The organism is Pseudomonas brassicacearum (assembly GCF_003732225.1).
In the GTDB taxonomy this organism is placed as follows: domain Bacteria; phylum Pseudomonadota; class Gammaproteobacteria; order Pseudomonadales; family Pseudomonadaceae; genus Aquipseudomonas; species Aquipseudomonas brassicacearum_E.
The window spans coordinates 565,809-591,355 of sequence record NZ_MOBJ01000006.1; the positions used below are offsets into that span (position 1 = coordinate 565,809).

At 57.2% G+C, this 25,547-nt stretch carries 20 protein-coding genes and 2 pseudogenes; 17 read left to right on the plus strand and 5 right to left on the minus strand.

The annotated features are described in order from the left end of the window. The first annotated feature begins 97 nt into the window (after positions 1–97). From BK659_RS09305 to BK659_RS09315, 3 genes and pseudogenes are all read left to right on the plus strand, one after another. Entirely contained in the window at positions 98–4,969 is a 4,872-nt protein-coding gene (locus BK659_RS09305; protein WP_123424766.1) for a dermonecrotic toxin domain-containing protein, read from the plus strand. 196 nt (positions 4,970–5,165) lie between these two features. After that, positions 5,166–5,327, plus strand: a pseudogene (locus BK659_RS09310) (FecR/PupR family sigma factor regulator); the annotation flags it as partial. A gap of 385 nt (positions 5,328–5,712) precedes the next feature. Beyond that, positions 5,713–6,090 carry a fe2+ zn2+ uptake regulation protein gene (locus BK659_RS09315; protein ID WP_123424767.1) on the plus strand — a complete coding sequence of 126 codons (378 nt, stop codon included), beginning with the start codon at positions 5,713–5,715 and terminating at the stop codon, positions 6,088–6,090. A gap of 16 nt (positions 6,091–6,106) precedes the next feature. Here BK659_RS09315 and BK659_RS09320 read toward each other — a convergent pair whose 3' ends face one another. Continuing rightward, positions 6,107–6,295: a hypothetical protein gene (locus BK659_RS09320; RefSeq protein ID WP_123424768.1), complete on the minus strand. Its 189-nt coding sequence runs from the start codon at positions 6,293–6,295 to the stop codon at positions 6,107–6,109. A 157-nt stretch (positions 6,296–6,452) separates the two neighbouring features. Between BK659_RS09320 and BK659_RS27955 the strand changes: the two genes are divergently transcribed. From BK659_RS27955 to BK659_RS09345, 6 genes are all read left to right on the plus strand, one after another. Beyond that, the gene (locus BK659_RS27955; protein ID WP_259740232.1) at positions 6,453–6,584 is read left to right on the plus strand and encodes a hypothetical protein; all 132 of its coding nucleotides are present in this window, start codon (positions 6,453–6,455) and stop codon (positions 6,582–6,584) included. 308 nt (positions 6,585–6,892) lie between these two features. Next, positions 6,893–8,134: an MFS transporter gene (locus tag BK659_RS09325; RefSeq protein WP_123424769.1), complete on the plus strand. Its 1,242-nt coding sequence runs from the start codon at positions 6,893–6,895 to the stop codon at positions 8,132–8,134. Between the two features lie 26 nt (positions 8,135–8,160). Further along, entirely contained in the window at positions 8,161–9,288 is a 1,128-nt protein-coding gene (locus BK659_RS09330) for a LuxE/PaaK family acyltransferase (RefSeq protein WP_123424770.1), read from the plus strand. Position 9,289: 1 nt separating this feature from the next. Continuing rightward, the gene (locus tag BK659_RS09335; RefSeq protein WP_123424771.1) at positions 9,290–11,710 is read left to right on the plus strand and encodes an acyl-CoA reductase; all 2,421 of its coding nucleotides are present in this window, start codon (positions 9,290–9,292) and stop codon (positions 11,708–11,710) included. Positions 11,711–11,756: 46 nt separating this feature from the next. After that, complete coding sequence (locus BK659_RS09340) at positions 11,757–13,049, plus strand: phenylacetate--CoA ligase family protein (RefSeq protein ID WP_123424772.1); 1,293 nt, start codon at positions 11,757–11,759, stop codon at positions 13,047–13,049. Beyond that, positions 13,046–14,014 (plus strand): GNAT family N-acetyltransferase, encoded by a 969-nt coding sequence (locus BK659_RS09345; RefSeq protein WP_123424773.1) that lies wholly within the window; start codon positions 13,046–13,048, stop codon positions 14,012–14,014. Before BK659_RS09340 ends, BK659_RS09345 begins: the two co-directional genes overlap by 4 nt. Here the strand turns inward: BK659_RS09345 and BK659_RS09350 are convergent. Then, the gene (locus tag BK659_RS09350) at positions 14,003–14,929 is read right to left on the minus strand and encodes a LysR family transcriptional regulator (protein WP_123424774.1); all 927 of its coding nucleotides are present in this window, start codon (positions 14,927–14,929) and stop codon (positions 14,003–14,005) included. The genes BK659_RS09345 and BK659_RS09350 overlap by 12 nt on opposite strands. A 117-nt stretch (positions 14,930–15,046) precedes the next feature. Here BK659_RS09350 and BK659_RS09355 point away from each other — a divergent pair, with 117 nt between their 5' ends. Then, entirely contained in the window at positions 15,047–16,042 is a 996-nt protein-coding gene (locus BK659_RS09355) for an aldo/keto reductase (protein WP_123424775.1), read from the plus strand. Positions 16,043–16,429: 387 nt separating this feature from the next. Here BK659_RS09355 and BK659_RS09360 read toward each other — a convergent pair whose 3' ends face one another. Continuing rightward, entirely contained in the window at positions 16,430–16,966 is a 537-nt protein-coding gene (locus tag BK659_RS09360; protein WP_123424776.1) for a hypothetical protein, read from the minus strand. A 415-nt stretch (positions 16,967–17,381) separates the two neighbouring features. Between BK659_RS09360 and BK659_RS09365 the strand changes: the two genes are divergently transcribed. Next, entirely contained in the window at positions 17,382–19,376 is a 1,995-nt protein-coding gene (locus BK659_RS09365; RefSeq protein ID WP_123424777.1) for a methyl-accepting chemotaxis protein, read from the plus strand. Positions 19,377–19,609: 233 nt separating this feature from the next. Here the strand turns inward: BK659_RS09365 and BK659_RS09370 are convergent, their stop codons facing one another. Beyond that, positions 19,610–20,299 (minus strand): flavodoxin family protein, encoded by a 690-nt coding sequence (locus BK659_RS09370; RefSeq protein ID WP_123424778.1) that lies wholly within the window; start codon positions 20,297–20,299, stop codon positions 19,610–19,612. 197 nt (positions 20,300–20,496) lie between these two features. Here BK659_RS09370 and BK659_RS28265 point away from each other — a divergent pair. The 5 genes and pseudogenes from BK659_RS28265 to BK659_RS09395 all read left to right on the plus strand — a co-directional run. Further along, positions 20,497–20,568, plus strand: a pseudogene (locus BK659_RS28265) (recombinase family protein); the annotation flags it as partial. A gap of 112 nt (positions 20,569–20,680) precedes the next feature. Beyond that, positions 20,681–21,124, plus strand: coding sequence for a DUF411 domain-containing protein (locus BK659_RS09380; protein WP_123424779.1), 444 nt, complete (start codon positions 20,681–20,683; stop codon positions 21,122–21,124). Beyond that, entirely contained in the window at positions 21,124–21,558 is a 435-nt protein-coding gene (locus BK659_RS09385) for a YqaA family protein (protein WP_123424780.1), read from the plus strand. Before BK659_RS09380 ends, BK659_RS09385 begins: the two co-directional genes overlap by 1 nt. A 78-nt stretch (positions 21,559–21,636) precedes the next feature. Further along, on the plus strand, positions 21,637–22,662 hold the full coding sequence (locus BK659_RS09390) for an alpha/beta fold hydrolase (protein ID WP_123424781.1): 1,026 nt from the start codon (positions 21,637–21,639) through the stop codon (positions 22,660–22,662). A 14-nt stretch (positions 22,663–22,676) separates the two neighbouring features. Next, positions 22,677–23,630, plus strand: coding sequence for a D-2-hydroxyacid dehydrogenase family protein (locus BK659_RS09395; protein ID WP_123424912.1), 954 nt, complete (start codon positions 22,677–22,679; stop codon positions 23,628–23,630). A 7-nt stretch (positions 23,631–23,637) separates the two neighbouring features. Here BK659_RS09395 and bkdR read toward each other — a convergent pair whose 3' ends face one another. Then, on the minus strand, positions 23,638–24,126 hold the full coding sequence (gene bkdR, locus BK659_RS09400; protein ID WP_071555481.1) for a Bkd operon transcriptional regulator BkdR: 489 nt from the start codon (positions 24,124–24,126) through the stop codon (positions 23,638–23,640). 185 nt (positions 24,127–24,311) lie between these two features. Between bkdR and BK659_RS09405 the strand changes: the two genes are divergently transcribed. Then, positions 24,312–25,547, plus strand: coding sequence for a 3-methyl-2-oxobutanoate dehydrogenase (2-methylpropanoyl-transferring) subunit alpha (locus BK659_RS09405; protein WP_123424782.1), 1,236 nt, complete (start codon positions 24,312–24,314; stop codon positions 25,545–25,547).

Sequence of the window (25,547 nt, forward strand, 5' to 3'; positions counted from 1 at the left end):
ACCTCAAGCGATATGTACCGCACCTCAACACTCCGCTGACCGTAATGTTTTTCCTCACCCAAATACCCTGCCGATTGCAGCAGGGCGAGGAATCACTATGACTGCTCCCCCTCTCCCGTACTTTTTTCATGAAGCCAATCTTGCCTCCTTTGCGAAGGAGCCCGGCGACAGGGAAAAAAACCTGGGGTTCACCACCGCTGACCTGAAATGGTTGAACCGGGTGTATCTGCCCACCCATGCAACCCGTGTCGACGGTGCTTATCCCATGCAAGTCGACCGGGTGATCCTGACGCCTCCAGGCAAGACGGCAATCCCCTTGGCCGGGGCCTTTCTGATGAGCAGGCCTGCGGGGGGAGAAGTGACGCTCTACACGCCCTATCGAGGTCTCACTAAACATGCGGATCTGGAGGACCTCAACAGTAAACTCACGCAATGGTTGGGCAACGCCTCCCGCAAGGACGAACTGCTGCGCTACCTCTCCATCGAACAACGTCATTCTCTTCAGGCGTTCAGCGAGCCGAGTATTTCGACAGTGATCGTCGAAGGTGGAGTGTTTCAGGACCAGGAAAGCGTCATTGAGCTAAATCAGTCACACAACATCAAAACGATGTTGGCCGAACTCATCAAGACACCGACGCTACAGTCAATGCTCGACGAGACACTGACTATCGCCCTGACCAAACGCTTCCCGGCACTGGAGCAGCGTCACACCCGGATGGACAGCTTTGTCACCACGGCCGTGCCTGTCACCGTGGACGGTAGCGGCGTCAATCAGCGCATGGTGTCTTCCCTGTCGCTGAGTGACGCGGTCCTGCATTTGTACCTGACCAACGCCTGGCCGGAAGGTGACTTCAGGCGTTTTTCCAACCCGGCACATGGCATCAGCAGCAATGACGACAATCAGGCCTGGGAAGCGACTTTGAAGGAAGTCGCACAGAGCTTGACGCCGCGCCTGCAAAGCTTGCTCGATACCTTCTGGAACAGCCCGATGAGCAGCGGGGATTCACGCGCGGATTTTTTCACCCAAAACCTGCGTGATACGTACTGTGTGGACCTCTTGCTCAAGCGCCAACAGGGGATATTAACCACTGAAGAACACCAGAGCTTGATGGCCGTATGCCGCGCAGACACTGCCGTTCAATTGGCGACGAGCCCTTCGATCCAGGTCGAAAAAATACGCGTCACTGCCCTCTACAAACATTACGTGGAGTTGGCCTCCACCCTGATGATCAGCATCCCCAACGTGCCGCAGACAAATGCCTTTCTGTACAGCCAGTCTCGAGGTATTGAGACCAGCACCGACCTGTCACAGATCCAGAACATCGTGTTGACGATGATGAAAACCAAAGGGCATGAAGACAACCTGCTCAACTTCCTGGCGCTGGAAGAGCGCGCTACCTTCCTCTCACTGGACCAGAAAGAACGAAAGATTGTCGGCGTACCGATATCAGGCCCGGTGTTTCAGGACTTGATGACTGAGATCCTTGCCAAGCAGGCGCAAAATCTACAGTTCACCTTGAGCCGCTACCGTGAAGCGCAAGGCACCGTTGCTCTGGATGTCCTGCTGGATAACGCTCTGGATGTGCGGACGTTGATCGATAAGCGTCTTTTGAGCACCGACGCCGACACCGACGGCCGTTGGAGTACGCGGGCAGATCAGCGGTGGAATAGCCAACCGGTCACCGTGCGAGCGGAGTCGGCAAAACAATTGTTGGCGCAACTCTCCAGCATCAGCGCAGCGCTTGATCTGGAGTTCGAAAGAAATCTCGTTCTGCCACAACAACCAAAGAGTTTCGAGGACGTACAAACCGTCACCGCAGCGTTTCTGAACCTATTGACACCGAAACTGGCTAACACCCTGTCTGTCGCCTTGCGCAGCGAAGTCAAATTGCGGACCTTGAGCCGCACGCTGTCGGCTGTGGACCAGGCCATTATCACCACCGTACTCGACAGCCCTGTACGCTTGCAGCGCCGGGTATTGAACGGTTTTCTGCCCGATGTATTTTCACTGGCGGTCAAGGCCGGCACGGCCACGACGTTATTGCACCTGGCCAATTGTTTCATGCTCACGGAGCGCGGTGGCCTGGACCCATATCGTTCAGGACGGGCCATTTTGTGGACCCCGGCCTGTGGGTTTGAAGCATTCGGTTCATTGACGCCGCTGAAGGCTGAACTCCAACGACGGCTGCTCGATCCGGATGAACGCAGAGGACTTCTGGAAAACCTTGGACTTTACGATCGAATGGCAGACCAGACGTTCACACTGGCGCCCTTGCAACTGGTTCACGAGAACTTCCTCGACCATCTGCAAAAGCCCTATGCCCAATTGGACCGCGCATCGATCGAGCAGGCGCTTGCTTCGAAGCTCCCTGGAAACACCCTGAAAAAACTGCTGGATTTGATTGCAGCGAGCGTACCGATCAACGGACTGTATAGAGGAATGAGCATTGCCCGGTCCTTGATCACCCAGCAAAAAATACCGGCATGGTTGGCGAAAGCATCCATCGGCGATCAAGTACTGCATGCCGAACTGCTTCAGCAGTACCTGGCCAATGCCGATGACGACAAGGATTACCTCAGCGACCTGACCTCTCTGACGCGCACCGCTCACGCTGAACTCCAGAAGCAAATCAAGACCGCCTTCAAACAGCATGACGTTGATCCGGACAACGTCGAGTTGCAGTTCAGCCCGCGACTGACCGCCACAGGTCTGACCCAGACGCTGACAACGTTTGCGCTGACTCATTTTGATGAGCTCGACGCCCTCCCGATCATGAAGATCAGGTCACTCACCGAGGCCGCACTTCCCTCAGGATTGGACGCAAACTATGTGAAAAAGCTGGTACGCAATCTCAAACTGGGAGAATTCCAGCAATCAGTCCTTGAAACGGCATTCGCATCGAGCAATGCCAACGCGGCGTCGTACCGAACCCTGTTCGCCAAACAGTTACCCTGGCAACTTCTGCATTACGCCCATTCGGAAAAACTCCAGGAGCGCCTGAGCGAGAGAGGGTTCAACCTGGTTGCGCAGATTATGAACATGCCGGACGCCATCGCCCGTGCGGCGCTCACAGGCGCGAATGCAGTGATCCGCCCGCTTGAGTTGGTCGCCACACACGGTGCCCAAGTGGCCAAGGCACTCGGGGTTTACCTGATCGGACCTGGCCCGGGAAAAGACGGTCCGCATGTTCTCCTGGCGCCCTATAGCAGCACCCACGGGATCAAGGAGTACGAAAGTGAAAGCAGCCTGTTGGCCGAGCTCAATACAACAGGAGCGCTGCAGGACTGGGTGCTCAAATGCCTGTCGACGTCCGTCCGTGCTACCTATAAGAACCTGTGGGCCTCAACGCACAACGCGTCCAGCGATATCAGGCTGGCGTCCAATCCGATCACCGGAAATCTGCTCGGTCAGTTGTTTGACGATAATACGAACGTCCTGGCGCGGTTGCTTGGCACTCAGTCAGACAGCGATGCCAAGAGTGAATGGCAAACCATAAAACGCGTCTTCGGCGAAGATCTGGAACAGGCATTCACCTTCCTCAGCGGGAAGCTCGCCTACCCGATCATCGTCTGGAATAGCTATCGCGCTATCAAAACGTCTGCCGAGGACCTTCAAGAACACAAATGGGGCAGCGCCCTCAAGGCGTTCATCAGTGGCATCGCGCAATTGGCGATGTTGCGTCAATCGATGGAAGCACCGCCGACTACGGCAGTGGCCGAGCCCGAACCTTCGCTGGAAATACCCACCACAAAACGTCAATGGCAGGACATAGACATAACAGCTCCCGAACGAACCCGCCTGCAGCGTCATGAAAGTATCGACATCAATCTGCAGTCACTCACGCCTGCCTCGGCGTCAGGACTCTACCTTCACCCAACCACCAAAAAGTACTACGCGCCGGTCGAAGGCAAGGTGTATCGCGTTGAAAAGCGTGGCACTCCCTGGCGCATTGTCAGTGATCGCGGCGAGGGTCCCACGCTGCTGCAGAACACCTCAAAACAGTGGATTCTCGACCCAACGGCACACGCCCCGCGCTACGGAATGCTCAACCGGCTAGAGACACGCACCACCCGTCGGGCGGCCATGAACGTTGAAGCGAGCGGTATGCGCGCGATTCGCCAGCTCTATCCGGTCAGGGCTCGGCTGATTGATGAAGCGCTTGATCTGGCGACCACTTATGTCTGGAACAGCCAGCGCAATCTCCAGTTGGTAAAGACCAGCGTGGTACAGACGACACGCGTGCATCAACTGATCAAGGACTTCCTGGGTGTGCCGGCGGTACTGCCCGACCATGTGACGAAGCTTGAAAAAGTCATCGGCGATATGTTTGGCGCGTTATTGGACCCGGACCTCAGAAACGTGAATTCCGAGCGTTTTGTTGTGGGTACGAGCCGTGAAGACCCCGAAAGTGTATTCGCCTTTACCATCCCGAACGATGCGGGGCGAAAACTCTACCTGTTGGAGAAATTCTTTCTCCCCAGGCTCGATCACTATCGCAACTACATGGCGGATCCTTCGTTTGCCATCGGCGCCCATGCCCGTGCGGTAACGCTGATCCATGAGTTCTCGCATCTCGTCAGTAACACCGAAGATATTGCGTACATGGACTCCTGCAAGCCCTTCGTCGACCTGCTGGGGACGTTCAGTCCACGTGCGCAGCTGCTCAAGCGCGAACTGGGGGAACTCCAGCAAGAAGCGCTATCGAGCCGATCGCCCTTGGCACAGCTCTTCACGATTTTTAATTCCAGCAGCGGCGTTTGGGAAGATTTGGGCAGCACGACCTACGAGAATACTGCCGATGCGCTGAAACAGGTGTTGGCGCTGACCGGGCAACAGACCCTCCAGACAGCCCGCACAACATTCATGAACGATGCAAATGTGAGGCTGGCCGTACAATTGGGCAACGCCGACTCTGTGGCCTTGTTTATCAGCCACCTGGGGCGTCAACTGGATATCAGCACGCCTTGACACCGAGAGAACAGCGCCCGCAACAACAAAGGCGCCATTGACCCTTTTTTTCACTCCAGCTGGGGATCATGCTCACCCATGTCCTGACTCAGAACATGGGTGGAAGAAAAGCCGCTGCGTTGATGCGTAGTCGCCAAGACGGCTGTTCTCGCCAGCTCACCGCGAAGGTTAGAATGCAGGAAATCAGGATGAGTCAATGAGCGAAGAAACTCTCTCGGAAACTGAATACGGCGCCATCACAGACGCGGCGGCTCATTGGTGCATGCGTCTGCACGCCAGTGACTGCACCGTGGCCGAGCGTCAGGCGTTCGAGCAATGGCGTAATGCCCATCCGCTGCATGCATTCAAATACACAGCAACTACAGTGCTGAACTCACTCGCGCAACAACCAGTAAAACGCTGAAGGGCGCGGCCTAATGCCTACTTCGGCGCGTGCAGGATCACCAGGATCGCAGCCGTATGTAAATCCGTAGGAGCTGCCGCAGGCTGCGATCTTTTGGGGCAACCTACGCTGGCCCAGCGGTTGCCCGGCCTGACTGATCAAGGGCGAGTAACCGGCGAGCGATTGTGAAATAAATTTAATCCTCCACGCCCCGGCAAAACCGGGCATCTCACCTTGCGCTGACGTGGTTCCGACAAATTTTCTACATACGAGCCTTCATGATTTGCTCAGCTCATTCGTCATTAATCAATGAGAGCACCCATCACTTTTTCCTGATCAGGCTCTGAAAAGGAGTTTTTGCATGTACAACTCGCAACTGCCAACGGATGGCACCCCTGCACCAAACGGTTCGCTGAACCTGGACACCGGCGCGTTCGCCAAAAACACCGAGCGCCACAACAATGAGCGCATCCGGCAACTGCTCAAAAGCTTCGGCCTGCGCACCAGCCTGATTCGCCTGAAAGTGATCGACGCGCTACTGACCGCCACCGAGAACGATCGCCCGCTGGGAGTGCGCGGCGTGCACAGCCACTTGCTGGACCTGGGCATTCCCCTGTCCTTTCTCAGCGTTCGCGAAGTGTTGAAGCGACTGTGCAGCGAAGGCCTGATTGTCTTGAACGAGGACAAGAGCTACAGCCTGCACCCGCAAGCGGCTGCCGTGCTCTACGGCAATCAATAAAGCGCTGGCGCGTGGCTTAAGGTTTGACCTTGCGACGCATCACGCCATTGATCACCACCACGATCACCGCAACGCCAATGGCGATGTACTGGAACAGCTTCTCGCTGATCATTCCGGCGTTCTGCATGTAGGACAGACCAACCATGATCCCCAGCACGACAAGGGAGATCAGAATCGAATATTTCAAACGTTGCGACTGGGTCATTGCGGGTTCCTGAACCTGAAAATGTGTATCCGGTTTGTATCCTGATGCATGCCAAGCTCATACGCTTCTTCGGGGATGAGCGGCAGCATGCGGGGTCTCATGTTACAGCCCATGAAGCATTTTGGCTTCATGCGGTTCAAACGATGAGGATTGAGAAATGTTCCGTCGAATCACACTGCTGATTCCCCTGCTGATTGTCCTGACCCTGAGCGGTTGCGTATGTTTCCCACGCGGAGGTGGCTGGCATGGCGACCACCGCTACTACCATGATGGTTACTACCGCCGTTGACCTTTATTCAGGGGGCGTCCACATCATTAAGTGCTCCCACATCCTCACTATTTGACCACTACTTATAACATCAAGATAAAAGCCCGCCACTGAGTGCGGGCTTTTTCGTACCTGGGCTTTACACGTGACTCTGTAAGTTAACGCCCTCACCATAAACCACACTACTACCCGATACAGAATCTCGAAATAACACGACAACTATTACTCTCAATAAATCAATAATTTAACTTGGCTTATTTTCATTCCGAACTACTCTCAACTTAAATATAGAACTTTCATATAAGTCACCACACAAACTTTGGAACTTTATGCTCAAGCCCATCATAAAAATCAGAACTTTCCAGGCGCTAGGCTTCTGCCTGGCGATTACACTCTTTGAACTGCTGACCTATATGGCCAGCGACATGATAATGCCCGCCATGTTGACGGTGACCGAAGACCTGAATGCCAGTACAAAGCATATTCCGTCAGCCTTCAATCTGTACTTGCTGGGCGGTGTTCTTTTGCAGTGGCTGATTGGCCCGCTCGCGGATTGTTTCGGACGCCGAAAAGTACTCTTGATTGGCTGCGCGGCCTTCGCCGTGACCTGCGTCATGACCGTCTGGGTGCAGGGTATTTTTGCATTCAACCTGTTGCGCCTGCTTCAGGGCATGGGATTGGGGTTTGTCATCGCCGTCAGTTACCCGGCGCTTCAGGAAGTGTTTTGTGAAGCCGATGCGGTTCGGATCATGGCCGTGCTGGGTAATGTCGCCCTGCTCTCTCCGCTCCTCGGCCCTCTGGTGGGGAGCCTGATGCTGAAATGGATGTCCTGGCGTGAGCTTTTTCTCATGCTTGGCGTCTGCGGCTCCGCGGTGTGGCTCGTGCTTTATTGGGTCATGCCGGAAACCATCGGCGCCCTGCGTCAGGACGGTACACGGCTAACCCCCACGCCATTCAGGCTGCATACGTTAGCCCTTCGGTACATCGCCCTGCTCAAGAACCGTCGATTCATCTGCGCCAGTGTCGCGCTGGGGCTGATGAGTTTGCCACTGATCGCCTGGATCGGTCTGTCACCCCTTCTGTTGATTCAGGGACAAGGGTTGTCCGTTCTTGAGTACGGGCTGTGGCAGATCCCGGTCTTCAGCGCCGTCATCATCGGCAATCTGCTGCTGAACCTGATGATTTCCAGAACCACTCTGGAAGGCTTGATCCAATGTGCGCTCTGGCCATTCTGTGCGGGCCTGGTGCTACTCATCATCGCCAGTCGGTTTTCTCTTTCGATCCCGGTTCTGGTCAGTGGCCTGATGCTTTACGGCATAGGTCTCGGCATGAGCAATGCAGCACTGTACCGCGCGGCGCTGTTCACCAGTGACGATAGCAAAGGATTGGTCTCGGCCATGGTGGGGATGATTTCCATCGCGCTAATGGCCGGCGCAGGCTCAGTGATCGCCGCACTGGGCGCTGGCGAGGACCTGGGTTACTTCGCTCTGACAATCGGTATCTCAGGACTTCTGGCACTGGTGCCATTGCGCTGGTTTTTGCCTGCGACCAGGCCCGCGCTCTCTCTATAAATAACTCAATCAAAAAAGGACTTTTGATGATTCATCTACCCTACACCGATGCCTTGTGTGCATTGCCACGGCCCTATTGCCTGGACTCTGTTCCGCCAGGGTTATTCGACAACTCGATGCGCGAAATCAGCCTCTTTCATTGCCATCACACGCCAGGTTATGAACATTGGCTGGGCGCCAATGGTTTGAGTGCCCAAGCGCTGGGTGAGCTGGACGACTGGGCGCGATTGCCGCCGCTGTACGCCAACTACTTCAAGCAACGTCTGCTGCTGAGCCCCACCGGGCAAGATGCCCTGGAGCTGACTTCTTCAGGTACCAGCGGCCAGAAAAGCCGCATGCGTTATGACGTACGAAGCCTGACGGCAGCGCAGAACATGGTGAGCAGGATCTTCGAGCATTACCACTGGAACAGCCACACCCCGTGCAACTACCTGTTGCTGAGTTACGAACCTGTGGGCGCAATCAGCCTGGGAACGTCCTATACCGACCAATTCCTGTGCCAATACGCGCCGATCAACCGGACTGTCTACGCGCTGCGCGCCACCGGCAGCAGCCACGAATTCGATGTATTCGGCGTGATCGAAGCCCTGCGCCAGTTTGCCAATGAGGGTTTGCCCGTGCGTATTTTTGGCTTTCCGGCGTTTCTCTGGCAGGCCTTGCAAAGAATGAAAGACCTTGAGGCGCCAACGCTTGAGCTGCATCCCGATTCGCTGGTGTTCCTTGGCGGTGGCTGGAAAACCCGAGCGAGCGAGGAAGTCTCCAGGCAACAGCTTTACTCCAGCATTTCGCAGCAGTTGGGGATAGACGTCAGTCGTTGTCGCGACGGGTACGGCGCTGTCGAGCATGCGGTGCCCTATATCGAATGCGCCAACCACCACTTTCATGTCCCGGTTTATTCGAAGGTGTTTATACGTAACCCGACCGATTTCGCCGTTCAACCTTACGGCAACAGCGGTCTGTTGCAGTTGGTCTCCCCCTACATTTCATCAAGCCCGGCGCACTCCGTGGTCATGAGTGACCTGGCAACCCTGCACCCCGCTGCAACCTGCGGCTGTGGCCTGGCCACCGACTGGTTCGAGCTGCATGGCCGCGCCGGAACCAGCGCCAGTCGCAGTTGTGCGATGGCCGCCTCCGAACTGATAGGGAGAGCTTGATATGTACCTGATCAACGGCCAACTGCACGACACCCTCACACCAACAGCCGCCCTCGACCGGCTGCTGCCAGGATTGGCGCAACAACTGGAGCAACCACCGACCAGCGAAAGCGTCCTTGAATGCGCGGAGCTTTTCGCGCAGAAACTGCTGACCCGTCAGCACAACCTTGAACTCGATGAGGGACAACGCCAGGAACTCATCGCGTTCTGCCAACGCAGCACACTGAGCACCAAACTGGAACGAGAGTTGGGCGTACAACCGCAATCGCTGCGGCGTATCGCCTACGACCAACAACCTTTTGAAAACTGGCACCCGTTAGGGCTTGTGGTGCATATCACGCCTGCCAACGCTCCATTGCTGGGGTTCTGCGCGGTACTGGAAAGCCTGTTGGTGGGCAACGTCAACTGGCTGCGCCCAAGCTCCAGTGACAATGGCCTGAGCGCGCAATTACTGGCGGCATTGCTCGACTGTGACTCTGGCGGGTTGCTGGTCAACTGCATTGCCGTACTACCGGTAGACATCGCTGATATTGGTCTTCTATGCGCTCACGCCGATGGCGTCAGCGCATGGGGTGGCGAAGCCGCGCTCAGCGCCATTCGCCAGCAGATTCCCAGCGGTTGTCGCTGGATCGACTGGGGACACAAGATCAGTTTTGCCTACGTGTCCCCTGAAGCGCTGTCGCCTGAAGCGCTGGATATCCTGGTCGATGAGGTTTGCCGACTGGACCAACAAGCCTGCTCCAGTCCGCAGTGGCTGCTGGTTGACAGTGCTGACCCGCAAACGCTGCACGCAATCGGCGAACAACTCGCCCACGCCTTTGAACGCCGCGCGAAGCGCTGGCCAGCGTTAGCTCCCACACCTCAGGAAGCCTCGGAGATCACCACCCGGGTGGCCTTCGCGCAACTCGATCAGAGCTTTGCCGATCAAACGGGGCACGTCTGGTCCGGTGAGGGATGGCGGGTCATTTGGGAGCACCATCGCAAACTGGCGCCTTCACCGTTGTTTCGTACGCTGTTGTTACGGCCAATGCCACACGCTTTGGTTGCCGAATCGTTGCTGCCGTGGCGGGCGTTTCTGCAAAGCTGCGCGCTGATCAGCACACCCGCGCAAACGCCAGGTTTGGTCAGGAAACTGCTGAGTGCCGGGGTCAATCGAATCACACCGCCCGAGCTGATTCATGAGGGCTATGCGGGCGAACCCCATGACGGCGTTTACGCCCTGTCACGCATGACCCGCAGGACCTCGGTAACCTTGCCAACGCAGCTATTGGCCAACCGCGCGACACTGGACCAGCGCCCTTGCGCGCCTGCAGGCTTGAACACCTGTGCGGTGATGAGCAAGGCGGATTTCATCGCGCAACCTTTAGCGCCCGAAGCCCAACTGTTTTTCCGCTCAGGTGGCAGCAGCGGGGTTCCGGCCTTGGCAGGCTTCAGCTATCGAGACTTTAACCGGCAAATGCGCGCGGCGGCTGATGGCATGTTCGCCATGGGGCTGACCCCAGGCCAGGATCGCGTGATGAACCTGTTCTACGGCGGCAGCCTTTATGGCGGGCTGTTCAGTTTCTCCAGCATCCTCGAACAGATGGGTGTCACGCACTTCCCCATGGGTGGCCCCAACGACGACGATTTCAGTGAAATAGCCCAACTGATCGTGAGCCAGCGCATCAACACGCTGATTGGCATGCCCAGCACGTTGCAGCGCCTGTTTTTCAATGAGCAGGATCGCCTCAAGGCCTATGGCGGGGTCCATAAAGTCTTTATGGGCGGTGAACATCCTGGCGATGCCAGCCGACGGCTAATGGCGAGTTGCGGGGTCTCGACGATTCGCTCCGCACTCTACGGTTCTGTCGACGCCGGCCCTCTCGGTCATGCGTGCCCTGCGACCGTAGATGGCGTATTTCACCTGATGAGCGACATCCAATGGCTTGAAATCGTCAATGTCGAGCACGACGTTCCCGTCGAACCCGGCGAAGTCGGTCGTTTGCTCTTTACCTCGCGGGCACGCGAAGGTCAGACGATCAACCGTTACGAGGTCGGGGACTGTGGGCGTTGGGTGCCGGGGGCCTGCCCGTGCGGCCTCGACACGCCTCGATTTGAACTGCATGGAAGACACGGCCGACTGCTGCGGGTCGCCTCGTATTTTGTCTCGACCCGCGATCTGGAAGAAAAAGCCGCCACTCAACTACAGCTGGTCCTTGATTACGACTCGAACGGAAACGAACGCTTGCTGGTGCGCGCAGAACACGATCCGCACACCCTTCGGCAACGTTTGCTGGAGATCCCCGTTATTTCAATGGCCGTGAATAATTGTTTGCTGGAACTTGAAGTTCAGCGGTGCTCTGCACACCGTTTCGAACGCAACAGGCACAGCGGCAAAATCCCCTTGATCATTGATCTGCGGAAGAACTTCCCGACTCACTAATAGCACAACAAAAATCACATTCATAAATGATAAAGAGTACAGACCAATGAATATTAGCTATTCACTTGAAGCGTTGCTGTCGTATTCAATAAAGCACTCACGCTATTACAAAACACACTTCAAACACCTGCCGGAACATCCCTGCACTCTCGACGACTTACCGTTGACTATTGCCTCGGAGTATTGGAATGGCAGTCATAACTTGGACACCTGGTCAGTACTGACCGGTAAAACCGAAAACGCCCTGATCTATAAAACCGGCGGTTCAACCGGCCAGGAAAAACTGGTCGCGTACACGCGCGCTGAATGGCAGAGCATGGTGACGCACTTCGGTCACTCCCTCTCGGGGCAGCTCTGCGACGGTGACCGGGTCGCCAATCTGTTCTTTGCCGGTGACCTTTATGCCAGTTTTCTGTTCATCCATGACTCATTGGCCCATGTGACCCCTGCCATCTGTGAGTTTCCGTTTGCCGGCGAAGTCGATGGCGCAACGCTTACCGCAGCCATTACCGAGCACCGGATCAATGTCCTCGCTGGCGTGCCGGCACAACTGCTGCGCTTTGCCGCCTACCTGATCGAGCAACAATGCGTCCTGCCACAGGTAACGACCGTGCTCTACGGCGGCGAAAGTCTGTTTGCCGCACAATTGCCGTTGCTGGCGCAGGTCTTTCCCAATGCACGCACTGTGTCCATAGGCTACGCCTGTGTCGACGCAGGACTGGTAGGCGCCAGCACCCGGGATTGCGAGATGGGAGAACATCGAGTATTCGATGAACAGACGGTGGTGGAAATTGTCGATGAACACACTCATGAAGTCATCGACACGTGTAACCGTCCAGGTCAATTGATCATCACCAACCTGACCCGAAAATTGATGCCGCTGCTGCGTTATCCGGTCGGTGATCGTGCCTGTTGGCGCGAGCCGAGCGGCACCCCAAAACGCAAGTTCGCCTTGCTCGGGCGTAGCGAGCAAAGCAACCGTATCCGCATCGGCGTTGCATCATTGTTTCAGGAAGAAATGGCCGAGATCCTTCAACGTCTGGCCGATTGCTGGCAATGGCAGTTAGTGCTCGAAAGTGTCGGGGTCAAGGATCGAATGAGCCTGATGTGGGTACCTGCCCAAGGCGCAAGTTCAATAGAAACCAAGACCCTGGCCATTCACGCAGCGCTGCTCGCTCAGTACCCGGAAATCAACCAGATGATCGGCAATGGTCAGCTTGAATGTGTGGTCAGACCTTGCTCGGCAAGCGCACTGCTGCTGCATCCGCGCTCTGGAAAACAGCGCCGGATCGTTGACCTGCGTGTGTATGGCGCCCCTCAGCGGGAGCCCACTCCATGAGCACAGTAAGACTTCGACGCTTCAAGCAAGCGGACTCTGCAGCGGTCAGTGCGTTGTTTCGTCAGGTGTACGGGGAAAATTATGTACAGCCCGATGTCTATCTGCCGTCGATGATTGGCCAACACAACGCCGACCACCAATGGTATTCAATGCTGGCCGTGATCAATGATCGGATTGTTGGCCACGCTGCACTCTGCCGAGACCCACAGGGTCGGGATCACGCAGAATTTGCCTTGAGCCTTGTGCACCCGGCAGTCCAGGGAAAAGGTATCGCCAGCCGATTGGGGCGTGAACTGCTGCGACGTGCGAGTCGACTCGGACTCAAGAGCGTCTCGATCAAACAGGTCACCCATCATCCCTACACTCAGCGGATGGCGCAAAGACTCGGTTTCCAAAGCATTGGACTGCTTCCCGACTATGTCCCCTCACCCTTTGGTGAGCGCTACAAGGAAAGCGTTGTCATTGGCTATCAAATGGTCAAAGGGCATGCGCGTCCGTTACCGCAACTGGAATGGCCGCAGGCCTGTGCCACCCTCATGGGACAACTGTCTGCAGCATTCGGCAGCCAACGTGACTCGCCATCGCAACGGCCTTATCCCATTCAGATAAGCCAGCATCACGAGCGTGTGGAGGTCGTCCTTTGCCAGTTGAACAAAAGCACACTGCTGCAACTGGGACAGCTACCCAGGCACTGGATGGTCTCGATCAAGCTTGATCTGTCGCGGCATTTTCCACGAAACCTGCAAGCGCTCTGCGCCATCGACTTCGTATTTACCGGCCTGATGCCCGCACCCGCAGCGTCTGGCTGGTATGCGTTGTTTCATCGCGGCGCAAGACAGCGGCCAGTCAGTTTTTACTGCCCGCACATGCAACAACTGCATGACGCTTTACTCCTCAAGCGGTCAAACACTCCTCGCACTCGGTTAGCCGATACCGAGTCGGCGACAACACACTCAGTTGCCTGAATCTCTGCGCACCAGTCCGTTACCCGGCTGAGCGCAGAGCTGCACCAGCCAATCGACAAACACCCGCACCCGCAGAGACAACTGGCGGTGCGGGGGATAGAGCGCCGTCAGGGGCATTCCTGGCGGCGGCAGATGCTCCAACACTTCGCACAAACTGCCCTCACGCAACTGCCGAGCGACGTGGTAGTACGGCGTTTGAACCAGGCCATAACCCGCTTCACAAGAGGCCAGGTAACCATCGGCGCTGTTGACCGCCACCTGTTTGGGCAAATCCACCAGGCGCACGTGCCCATCGATTTCAAACTCCAGACCGAAACGCTTGCCGGTGGTGCTGGAGAAATACTCGACCATCCGGTGCCCCGCAAGATCTTCCAGGCAACGCGGCGTGCCCTGGCGTTGCAGGTATTCGGGACTGGCGCAGGTGACCTGATCGAGCATCGCCAGAGGTCGTGCCACCAGCGACTCATCCAGAAACGAACCACCGCGCAGCACACAATCGACGCCCTCGCGAATCAGGTCGACCGGACGATCGTTCAAGCCAATTTCCAATTCGATCAGCGGGTAACGGCGGGTAAATTCCGGCAAGGCCGGGATCACCAGCAAACGACCGATGCCGGCAGGCATATCGATGCGTAATAGACCGCGCGGGTTTTGCCGGGAGCTGGAAAACGCCACCTCCGCCTCATCCAGATCAGCCAGAAGGCGCACGCAACGTTGGTAATACGCCGCGCCATCGGCGGTTGGACTGACGTGCCGCGTGGTGCGCTGCAACAGCTGGACACCCAGATACGCCTCAAGCTGCTTGATCAGGATAGTGACCGAGGCACGGGGCATTTGCAGGCTGTCAGCGGCCCTGGCAAACCCTTCCAGCTCGACAATGCGAGTGAACACTCGCATGGCATTAAATCGGTCCATTGCCCTTGGCCATCCGATGATTATTTAGAAATTACAAATAGTGATAGCGCTTTTAGCCGGTTTATCTTGTTTTTGTCGAGCGTAACAATGGGCCCACATCAAAAAAGGAGCGACACCATGCACACTCGTCAATTGGGCAAAAACGGCCCTCAGGTTTCTGCGATCGGTCTGGGCTGCATGGGCATGACCGACTTCTACACCACCGGCGGCGATACCTCTGAGGCACTGGCGACATTGCATCGTGCAATGGAACTGGGCATCAATTTTCTCGATACCGCTGATATATACGGCCCCCACACCAACGAAGAGCTGATCGGCAAAGCCATGGTCGGCAAGCGCGATCAGGTGTTTCTTGCGAGCAAATTCGGCATTGTGCGTGACCCGCTCAACCCGACCGCGCGCGGGGTCAACGGCCGACCGGACTACATCCGTGCCGCCATCGATGGCACGCTGAAACGCCTGGGCATAGAAACCCTGGACTTGTATTACCAGCATCGCGTCGATCCGGACGTGGCCATCGAAGAAACCGTAGGTGCCATGGCCGAACTGGTCCAGGCCGGTAAGGTGCGCTATCTCGGTTTGAGCGAGGCCTCAGCGAAAACCCTTGAGCGAGCGCACAAGGTTCACCCGATCAGCGCGCTGCAAAGTGAATACTCGCTGTGGAGTCGCGATCAGGAGCACAACGATTGCCTGGCCACCTGCCAGCGCCTGGGGATTGCCTTTGTGCCGTACAGCCCCCTCGGCCGAGGCTTTCTGACCGGCGCCCTGAAAAGTCCCGATGACTTTGCAGCGGACGATTACCGACGCTTCAGCCCACGTTTTCAGGGCGACAACTTCAACAGGAATTTACAGTTGGTCCAGCAAGTGCAAACGCTGGCGGCGGATAAAGGCGTGAGCGCAGGGCAGCTGGCGCTGGCCTGGGTATTGGCGCAAGGCGATTACCTGATCCCGATTCCGGGCACCAAGCAACGCAAGTATCTGGAGGAGAATATCGCGGCGCTGGACGTTGTATTAAGTCAGGAAGATTTGTCGGCGCTGGAGGCGATTTTTCCGGATGATGCGGTGCTCGGGGCGCGTTACCCGCAAGCCGTCATGCAGATGCTCGATCGATAACACCGGCATCGCATAGGTATTTACACAACTTTGAAATACGGTGAAGGACTATGTCCGTAGCAGCTGTCGAGCCCGTGACGCTCCGCGTCCCTAGAGGCATTCTTTTGCGGCGCATGAGAACGATCAAACAGCCAATTACAGGGCCACCCCCGTAGCAGCTGTCGAGCCCGCGAGGCTGCGTTCGGCCGCAGAGCGGTCGTAAAATCAGGCAACACCTTCGTTCAGGCAAACCGCGTGTGCAGGATATGCGAGGACTTCGTCCTCGAACGCAGCCTCGCAGGCTCGGCAGCTGCTACAAGAGCTGGAAGAGCAAGATGTGTAGATACTTATGACCAGCATCGGCAGGCCCGTTCATGTCGTTGCCGACGGGCCTGTTGCGCTTGAAGATCAGGCTTTGCCGTTGACACCCTTGGTGTTCGGAACGGCAGTGCCATTGCCCATGCCATAAGTCTTCAGGTTCTGCAGTACGTAGATCGCCTTCTTGTACTCGGGGATCAGATGATTGGCGTACTTGTTGCCTTTGAGGTTGTTGTTCTGGATGGTATCCAGCTGCGTCGCGAAGTACTCCAGCGCATTGAATTTTTCGTCCAGGTTTTTCGGCACCCCAAAGCGATCGAACTTGTCGCCAGCGTTGAGCAGCGTCAGGGCCGTCACATCGCTGATCAAACCCCGATCGCGCAAAAAGGCGCTGATGTTGCCGAGCTGTTTGACCGTGACCGTCTCGGGGTCGAATCCCTTGAAATTCTTGTAGAGCTTCTGCTCGTTCATTTTCGCGGTGTTCAGCGCCAATGGGTCGTTGCCCACCAGTGCGAGCATCTGCTTGACCTTGACGCTCTGCGGTACGGGTTTGCTGCCACTCGTTCCGCCCTCGCGAATCAGTAATCCGGCCTTACTGGTCCAGCCACCGACATAACCGATCGTCATGACAGTGCCCCTGTGTGCAGACATCCTTGTAAGGCGAGCATAAAAAGTCCTTATTCAACCGATGGAATTGCGCGCAAGTATCAATGTGCCAGCGCCCCTCCACCTACAAATATTTCAGCTTTTTACAATTTTTGTACAATTCGGATACAAACCACCAAACCCTTGAATTCATTGATTTGAAACCATTGTTTAACAATCGGACCGTCACTGAATCCGATTTAAAAGCGTCCCAACAAAACCACGTCGCCAGCCCGGAACGGAAGCGTAAGTGTCTCGCGCCCGTGACTAACCGGTCGTCCGTAAAAAGCCTGTTTTGGGACCATGGTACTAAAGTTCGTCTGCCGCAGGCCGATAGCTGCTAAACGCCGCAATAAATCAACAAGAGCGCTTAGCACGCCACAGAAGGACAGGTTCAATGCCCGCATTCCGTACCATTCAAGCCCGTTACACTCTGTTTCTGGTGCTGTTCATCCTGTTGTTATTCGCCTTGACGGTGGCGGGCATCAGCCAGTTGGTCGCGCCGAAACTTCGGCACACGGAAGAACAGGTGGCCCTGAACCGTATTGCCGAAGTGGCCGATCAGATCCAGGGCGAACTGAACAAGGTTCAAGCGCAACAACGCAGCATCACCCAAACCATCCCCCTGCTCGACAGCGCGGCCATCGACACCGTGCTGCCTGGCCTGGTGGATCAGTACGGTGAGCTGAAGGTGTTTGGTGGAGGGATCTGGCCATTGCCTGGCCAGCGCGAAGCCGGACGCAACAAATTCAGTACTTTCTGGCACCGGGATGCGTCGGGCAAACTGGCCGTCAACACGTTCTGGAACAGCGACGCTGCGCCCAACTATTACGACCAGTCCTGGTACAAGGGCGGCATGCAGACGCCGCGTGGTCAATGCGCCTGGGCCGCCGCCTACAAGGACGATGCCAGTGCAGAACCGCGTACCAACTGCGCCATGGCGATTGCGCGCAATGGCGTGCCGTACGGGGTCGCGACCATTGACGTCACGCTGGGCTTCTTCAATGATCTGGTAGCGCGCAAGGAAAAAGACCTCGGCGCCGAAATGCTGATCGTCGAAGCCGACGGCAAGATCATCAGCAACAGCTCACGCATCAATAGCCCGATTGTCCTGAAAAACATCAGTGAACTGGCAAGCAACTCGCCTTTTGCCGCGCAGATCAAAACCGCACTTGAGCGCCGTGACGCTTCGCTGCAGCGCGTCGAGTTCGACAATCAAGGCGTGGCGAACACCTTCTTCATGCGTCCGATCGAAGGCACGCCGTGGTTCCTCGCCACCGCCCTGCCGACCAAACTGATTACTGCTCAACGCGACGATGTGCTGAGCACCTTGAGCCTGTTGCAGATCCCGATGGTCTTGCTGCTGGTGCTGCTGCAAATCTATGCGATCCGCCAACTGATCCAGCGCATGAAAGCCTTGAAAGCCAACATTGACGCGCTGTCCACCGGCGACGCCGACCTGACCCGGCGCATCACCATTCGCGCCGAGGATGAGCTGGGCGCGATCGGTCATTCGGTCAATACCTTCATCGCCTACCTGCAAAACATGATCGGCGAAGTCACCCAGGCCACGGGCGCCATGGCCTCAAGCCTGGACAAACTGCAACAGACCTCGGCACACACCAACCAGATCCTGCAGCGTCATGCCTCGGAGACCGACCAGACCGTCACCGCCATCACCGAGATGAGTTCGACCGCCGACAGCGTCGCCGAGAACGCTGCACAAACCGCCGCGTTTACCCAGCGCGCCAATGAACACGCCGACCGTTCGCGGGTGGTGGTGGGCGAAGCCTCAAGCAGCGTGAGCGCATTGATCGGCGAAGTGGCCAGCGCCACCCATAAAGTCGAAAGCATGCAGCAGGACGCCCAGCGCATCACCGAAATCCTTGGAGTGATCGGCGCCATTGCCGGACAAACCAACCTGCTGGCGCTCAACGCAGCGATTGAAGCGGCACGCGCCGGTGAACAAGGTCGAGGCTTTGCAGTGGTCGCCGATGAAGTGCGCGCCCTCGCCGCCCGTACCCAGGCCAGCACCTCGGAGATCAACGAGATGCTCAGCCGTCTGACCCAGGGCGTCAGTTCTTCGGTGGCGGCGATGGAAAATACCCAGACCAGCTGTCAGTCCGCCGCCGATGCGACGGCACGCGTCAACGCAGGATTGGACGAAATGGCCGGTTCGGTCAGCCACATCAACAGCCTCAGCACCCAGATCGCCACTGCCGCCGAACAACAGAGCGCGGTGACCGAGGAGATCAACCGCAGCATGGTGCAGATCCGCCACATGGTCGAAGAGCTGGTGCAAAGCGGTCACGCCACCGAGCTCAATACGCGCCAGTTGCTGGACGCCAATAGCCGGGTCAGTTCGATCATGGGACGCTTCAAGGTCAAGTGAACCAGTAAATGATGCCCGCGTGTGTCGCGCGGGCATCAACTTGGGAGCTCACAGAACTCGGAAACAATCGCACGCTAAGGTTTTAAGGGCCGCTGCAGTGGCCGAAACGTCCCAGCAGATATCTACCGTGTCGTTCTCAAACCGGTTGATAGGTAGGTCCGGTACGTGATGAATCGAGGAAGGGCTGAGACCCTTCCTCGACATTTATCTGGTCCCACCGGTTGAGGATGAGGTCAGTCGTCAAATTGGCGCCATTCGTCGATCCCAGCGCGATTCCGCCGCCGGTTCTCTTGTGCGTCGATCCGCAGGGGAGGAAACCGTTCCGCACCGACCGTCCAACGTGCCGTCGCTCGCGCCACCCTACGTCCAAAGCGCTCCGCGCTAAGCCTGTCGCCTGAGTGCGGAGCATTCTCCGCCGTGCCATCATTCAAGCTTTGAGTCATCAGGCCTAGCCATGATCCGTTGACGTTCACGTCGGTGAAACCGCCATCGGTATAGTTGCCACCAGGCAAATCCCCGGCGCTTACCCACATCATTCCCATTTGCGCCGCGAAGATCGACATCTGCTGCAGCGTTACGAGCTTGTCGCCGGAGCGCGCTCCAGAGTTTGTGAACCCGGCTGCGATCTTGTCTTTCCACTCCTGGCTGCGCCAAGGCACGATGCCAGCCTCGAGGAACAGCTTGAACAAACCATGGGCGGATCCCATATAGGTGGGCGCACCGAAGACTATGGCGTCAGCCGCCGCTAGCCGGTTCATCACATCGTCGTCACGCCACCTGCCATCACTATCAATCTGAGCGGGCACGATCTCGATGAGTTCGGCACATGTTCCCTCAACCATTTCCGAGCCTCGCCTGACATGCTCCGCAACAGTCCGGGTGTGACCTCGTCCGGATGAATACACAATTGCGACGATAGTCATTGATTTCTCCTGATTAGTACTGCTGGTAGATTTGGGTTGAGCTTCGACTCGTTGCTTTTTGATTGTTTCCGACAGGAAATACGGGGCGCCTTGCGCACGGTAGACCATCCACTGGGTACAGCTACTGAACTCCGTCAGACTGACGTATACCCTGACTTGATGCCAGGCTACCAGACATCAAGTCAGGTTAGCGTTTGAAAAGCCGCGTGTGTATCGAGTTTCTGGAAGAAGGCTTGGTGTTCACTGGTGAAGACTCACCCATGGCCAACCAAGACCTGCCTTCAAGGGATGTCCATGTATAATTTTGAAACATAAGTGTCCTTCTTCATCGGAAAAAATGATCAAAATGCGCTGCGTGAAATGATCAACGAGAGATAACCGATGAAAACCACACTGCGTCTGACGGCCCTTTCTGCCTTGCTCATCACATCGCTGGCCCAGGCCGCCGAGCTGATTCCGATCGATGTACACCGCGATGCCAATTGCGGTTGCTGCAAAAAGTGGATCGCGCACCTGGAAGCCAACGGCTTCAAGGTCAATGACCACGTCGAAACCAACATGAGCGAAGTCAAGCAGCGCCTCGGCGTCCCGCCGCGACTGGCTTCATGCCACACCGCTGTGATCAACGGAAAATTTGTCGAAGGCCATGTCCCCGCTGAACAGGTACTGGCCTTGAGTAAATCCGACCTGCTCGGCGTAGCGGCTCCGGGCATGCCCATGGGCTCGCCAGGCATGGAAACGGATGGCATGGCCGACGCTTATCAGGTCATGGGCCTGACCAAAAACGGCACCGACAAAGTGATCGCCGACTACCCGGCCCAGTAATGTTTATAGGTTACCTCGGGCTGTTCTTCGCGGCGTTCGGTGCCGCGACGCTGTTGCCGTTGCAGTCCGAGGCGGTGCTGGTGGGGTTGTTGCTCAACGGCCAATATTGGCTGTGGCTGCTGCTCGGCGTCGCCACGGTCGGCAATGTGCTGGGTTCGCTGGTGAACTGGTGGCTGGGGCGCGGCATCGAGCGCTTCAGGGAACGTCGCTGGTTTCCGGTCAGCCCTGATCATCTGGAAAGAGCCCGCGTGCACTATCAGCGCTACGGTCACTGGTCATTGCTGCTGAGTTGGGTGCCTATCATTGGCGACCCGCTGACCCTGGTGGCCGGCGTGATGCGCGAACCAGTGGGGCGTTTTCTGCTGATGGTGACCTTCGCCAAAGGTGCACGTTATGGTGTGCTGGCGCTGGCGACATCGGGCTGGATGCTCTGAACCTTTATTGCGGTCAATTGTTAATGTCGCGCTAATCGCGGTGTTCCAGCATCGGCCGATTCGTAATGGAGTTCACCTATGCCCAACTCGCGTCCTCTTTGGTTGTCCGGCCTGCTCCTGACACTTGCCCTGCCCGCCCTGGCCCACGCCGAAGGCCCCGCCTATGGGCCGGAGCTTCAAGGCTTCGACTATCCCTACACCGTCAAGCACTTTGCCTTCGAGTCCCAGGGTAAAACTCTGCAAATGGGTTACATGGACGTCGCCGCCAGCGGCAAGGCCAACGGCCGCAGCGTGGTGCTGATGCACGGCAAGAATTTCTGCGGCGCAACCTGGGACAGTTCGATCAAGGCCCTGAGCGACGCAGGTTATCGGGTGATCGCCCCGGATCAGATCGGTTTCTGCACCTCCAGCAAACCGGACAATTATCAGTACAGCTTCCAGCAACTGGCGAGCAACACCCACGCATTGCTGACCAAACTCGGCATTCAAAAAGCCAGCCTGCTGGGCCACTCCACCGGCGGCATGCTCGCCACCCGTTATGCGCTGCAATACCCCGAGCAAGTCGAGCAACTGGCGCTGGTCAATCCCATCGGACTCGAAGACTGGAAAGCCCTCGGCGTGCCTTATCTCACGGTGGATCAATGGTACGCACGCGAACTCAAGGTCTCCGCCGAGGGCATTCGCAACTATGAGCGAAGCACTTACTACGTCGGACGCTGGAAGCCCGAATTCGAGCGCTGGGTGGACATGCTCGCCGGCCTGAACAAAGGGCCGGGGCACACTCAGGTCGCGTGGAACTCGGCACTGATCTACGACATGATCTTCACCCAGCCGGTGTATTACGAATTCAAGGACCTGAAAATGCCCACCCTGCTGTTGATCGGCACCGAAGACACCACAGCCATTGGCAAAGACATTGCGTCGCCGGCGGTCAAGGCCAGACTGGGTGACTACAAGGTCCTGGGCAAACAGGTCGCACAACTGATTCCACAGTCGACGCTGATCGAATTCCCCGGCCTGGGTCACGCACCACAAATAGAACAACCCGCGCAATTTCATCAGGCGCTACTTGGCTGGCTGACCAAGACCGCGCCAACCCTTTAGAAGAGGCAATGCTCATGGCTGTGCAGATTGCGGTGATTGATGACTGGCAGGGCGTGGCCCGTGATGTGGTGGATTGGGCGTCGCTGGAGGGTATCGGCGAAGTCAGCTTTTTGCATGACTATCCCGCCGACCACACCACTCTAAGTGAACGCCTGCGACCCTTCGAGGTGATTTGCGTGATGCGCGAGCGCACGCTGTTCGACGAAGCACTTCTGCGCAGCTTGCCCGAACTCAAGTTGCTGGTGACCGGTGGCATGCGCAACGCGGCCATTGACCTCAAGGCTGCTGCCGAGCTGGGGATTCAGGTCTGCGGCACCGACAGCTACAAACACGCGGCGCCTGAGTTGACCTGGACGCTGATCATGGCCCTGACCCGCAATCTGCTCGCAGAAGCCAACGCCCTGCGTGCCGGCCACTGGCAGCAAGGCCTGGGCGGCGACTTGCACGGCAAGACCCTGGGTATTCTGGGCCTGGGCAGCATTGGTAAACGAATCGCCCAGTTCGGCCAGGTGTTCGGTATGCGCGTTATCGCCTGGAGCGAAAACCTCACCGCCGAGCGCGCTGCTGAAGCCGGCGTGAGTTATGTCAGCAAGCGTGAACTGTTCGAGCAGGCCGATGTGCTGTCGATCCATCTGGTGCTCAGTGAGCGCAGCCGCGGCCTGGTCGATGCAGAGGCACTGGGCTGGATGAAGCCTGGCGCAGTGCTGATCAATACTGCCCGCGGCCCCATTGTCGATGAAGCCGCATTGATCCGGGCCCTTGAGCAAAACCGTCTGAAGGGCGCAGCGCTGGATGTCTTCGAGCACGAACCATTGGCCGCCGACCATCCGTTTCGGACATTGCCCAACGTGCTGGCCACCCCGCATATCGGCTATGTCAGCGAACAGAACTACCAGTTGTTCTTTTCACAGATGATTGAGGATATCCAGGCCTGGGCAACCGGCCATTCGATCCGCGTACTGAACTAGATCGGGATTAGTTGGCCAGGGTCAGCCCATTGGCTGGCAACGGCAATGCGGTTTTGTAGCGTACCTGCTTGAGCGCAAAGCTTGAGCGGATGTTGGCGACGCCCGGGACTTTGGTCAGAAAGTCCATCATGAAACGCTCCAGCGACTGAATGGTCGGCACCAATACGCGGATCAGATAATCCGGGTCGCCGGCCATCAGGTAGCACTCCATCACCTCCGGACGGTTGGCGATTGCCGCCTCGAACTGCGCCAGCGCCTCCTCCACCTGTTTCTCCAGGCTGACGTGAATGAACACGTTGACGTGCAGCCCCAGCAGCTCGGCATCCAGCAGCGTGACCTGCTCGCGAATCAGCCCCAATTCTTCCATGGCCTTGACCCGATTGAAGCACGGTGTTGGAGACAGATTCACCGAGCGAGCGAGGTCGGCGTTGGTGATGCGGGCATTCTCCTGAAGGCTGTTGAGAATGCCGATGTCGGTACGGTCAAGTTTGCGCATGAGACAAAACCACCTGCTTTTTATGTTTATGCAGATTTTTTATCCTCAAATGACCTTGAGCGCAACGAAACAGAGATAAATATTCTTCTTGGCCCGGCCTATGATTGTTGTAGGACAAGATTTCTTTTATCGAAGAATGACGGTCAGCTCACTACAAGAAATTCACAAGATCGAGCGTAGAAGCCATGAACCAAGCGTACGAACCGCTGCGCCTGCACGTTCCCGAACCTTCGGGCCGTCCCGGCTGCAAAACCGACTTCTCCTACCTGCATCTGACCGATGCCGGCACGGTGCGCAAACCCCCAATCGACGTAGAACCTGCCGACACCGCTGATCTGGCCAAGGGCCTGATTCGCGTACTCGACGATCAGGGCAATGCCCTGGGTCCCTGGGCGGAAGGCGTACCGGCGGAGATTCTGCGTAAAGGCATGCGTGCCATGCTCAAGACGCGGATTTTCGACAACCGCATGGTGGTCGCCCAACGTCAGAAAAAGATGTCGTTCTACATGCAAAGCCTTGGCGAAGAAGCCATCGGCAGCGCCCAGGCCCTGGCCCTGAACATCGACGACATGTGCTTCCCCACCTACCGTCAGCAAAGCATTCTGATGGCCCGCGAAGTGCCGCTGGTGGACCTGATCTGCCAACTGCTGTCCAACGAGCGCGATCCGCTCAAGGGCCGTCAGTTGCCGATCATGTACTCGGTACGCGATCACGGTTTCTTCACCATTTCCGGCAACCTCGCCACCCAGTTCGTGCAAGGCGTGGGCTGGGGCATGGCTTCGGCGATCAAGGGCGATACCAAGATCGCCTCGGCCTGGATCGGCGACGGCGCCACCGCTGAATCGGACTTCCACACTGCCCTGACCTTCGCCCACGTATACCGTGCGCCGGTGATCCTCAACGTGGTCAACAACCAATGGGCAATCTCCACCTTCCAGGCGATTGCTGGCGGTGAAGCCACCACGTTCGCCGGTCGTGGCGTCGGCTGCGGCATCGCCTCCCTACGAGTCGATGGCAACGATTTCATCGCGGTCTACGCGGCCTCTGCCTGGGCCGCCGAACGCGCCCGCCGCAACCTCGGCCCGACCATGATCGAATGGGTCACCTACCGAGCCGGCCCGCACTCGACGTCCGACGACCCGTCCAAGTACCGCCCCGCCGACGACTGGAGCCACTTCCCGTTGGGCGACCCGATTGCGCGCCTCAAGCAGCACCTGGTGAAAATCGGTCAGTGGTCCGAAGAGGAACACGTGGCCCTCAGCGCCGAACTCGAAGCCGAAGTGATTGCCGCGCAAAAAGAAGCCGAGCAGTACGGCACCCTCGCCGGTGGCCAGATTCCGAGCGCCGCGACGATGTTCGAAGACGTCTATAAAGAGATGCCGGAGCACTTGAAGCGCCAGCGTCAAGAGTTGGGGATCTGA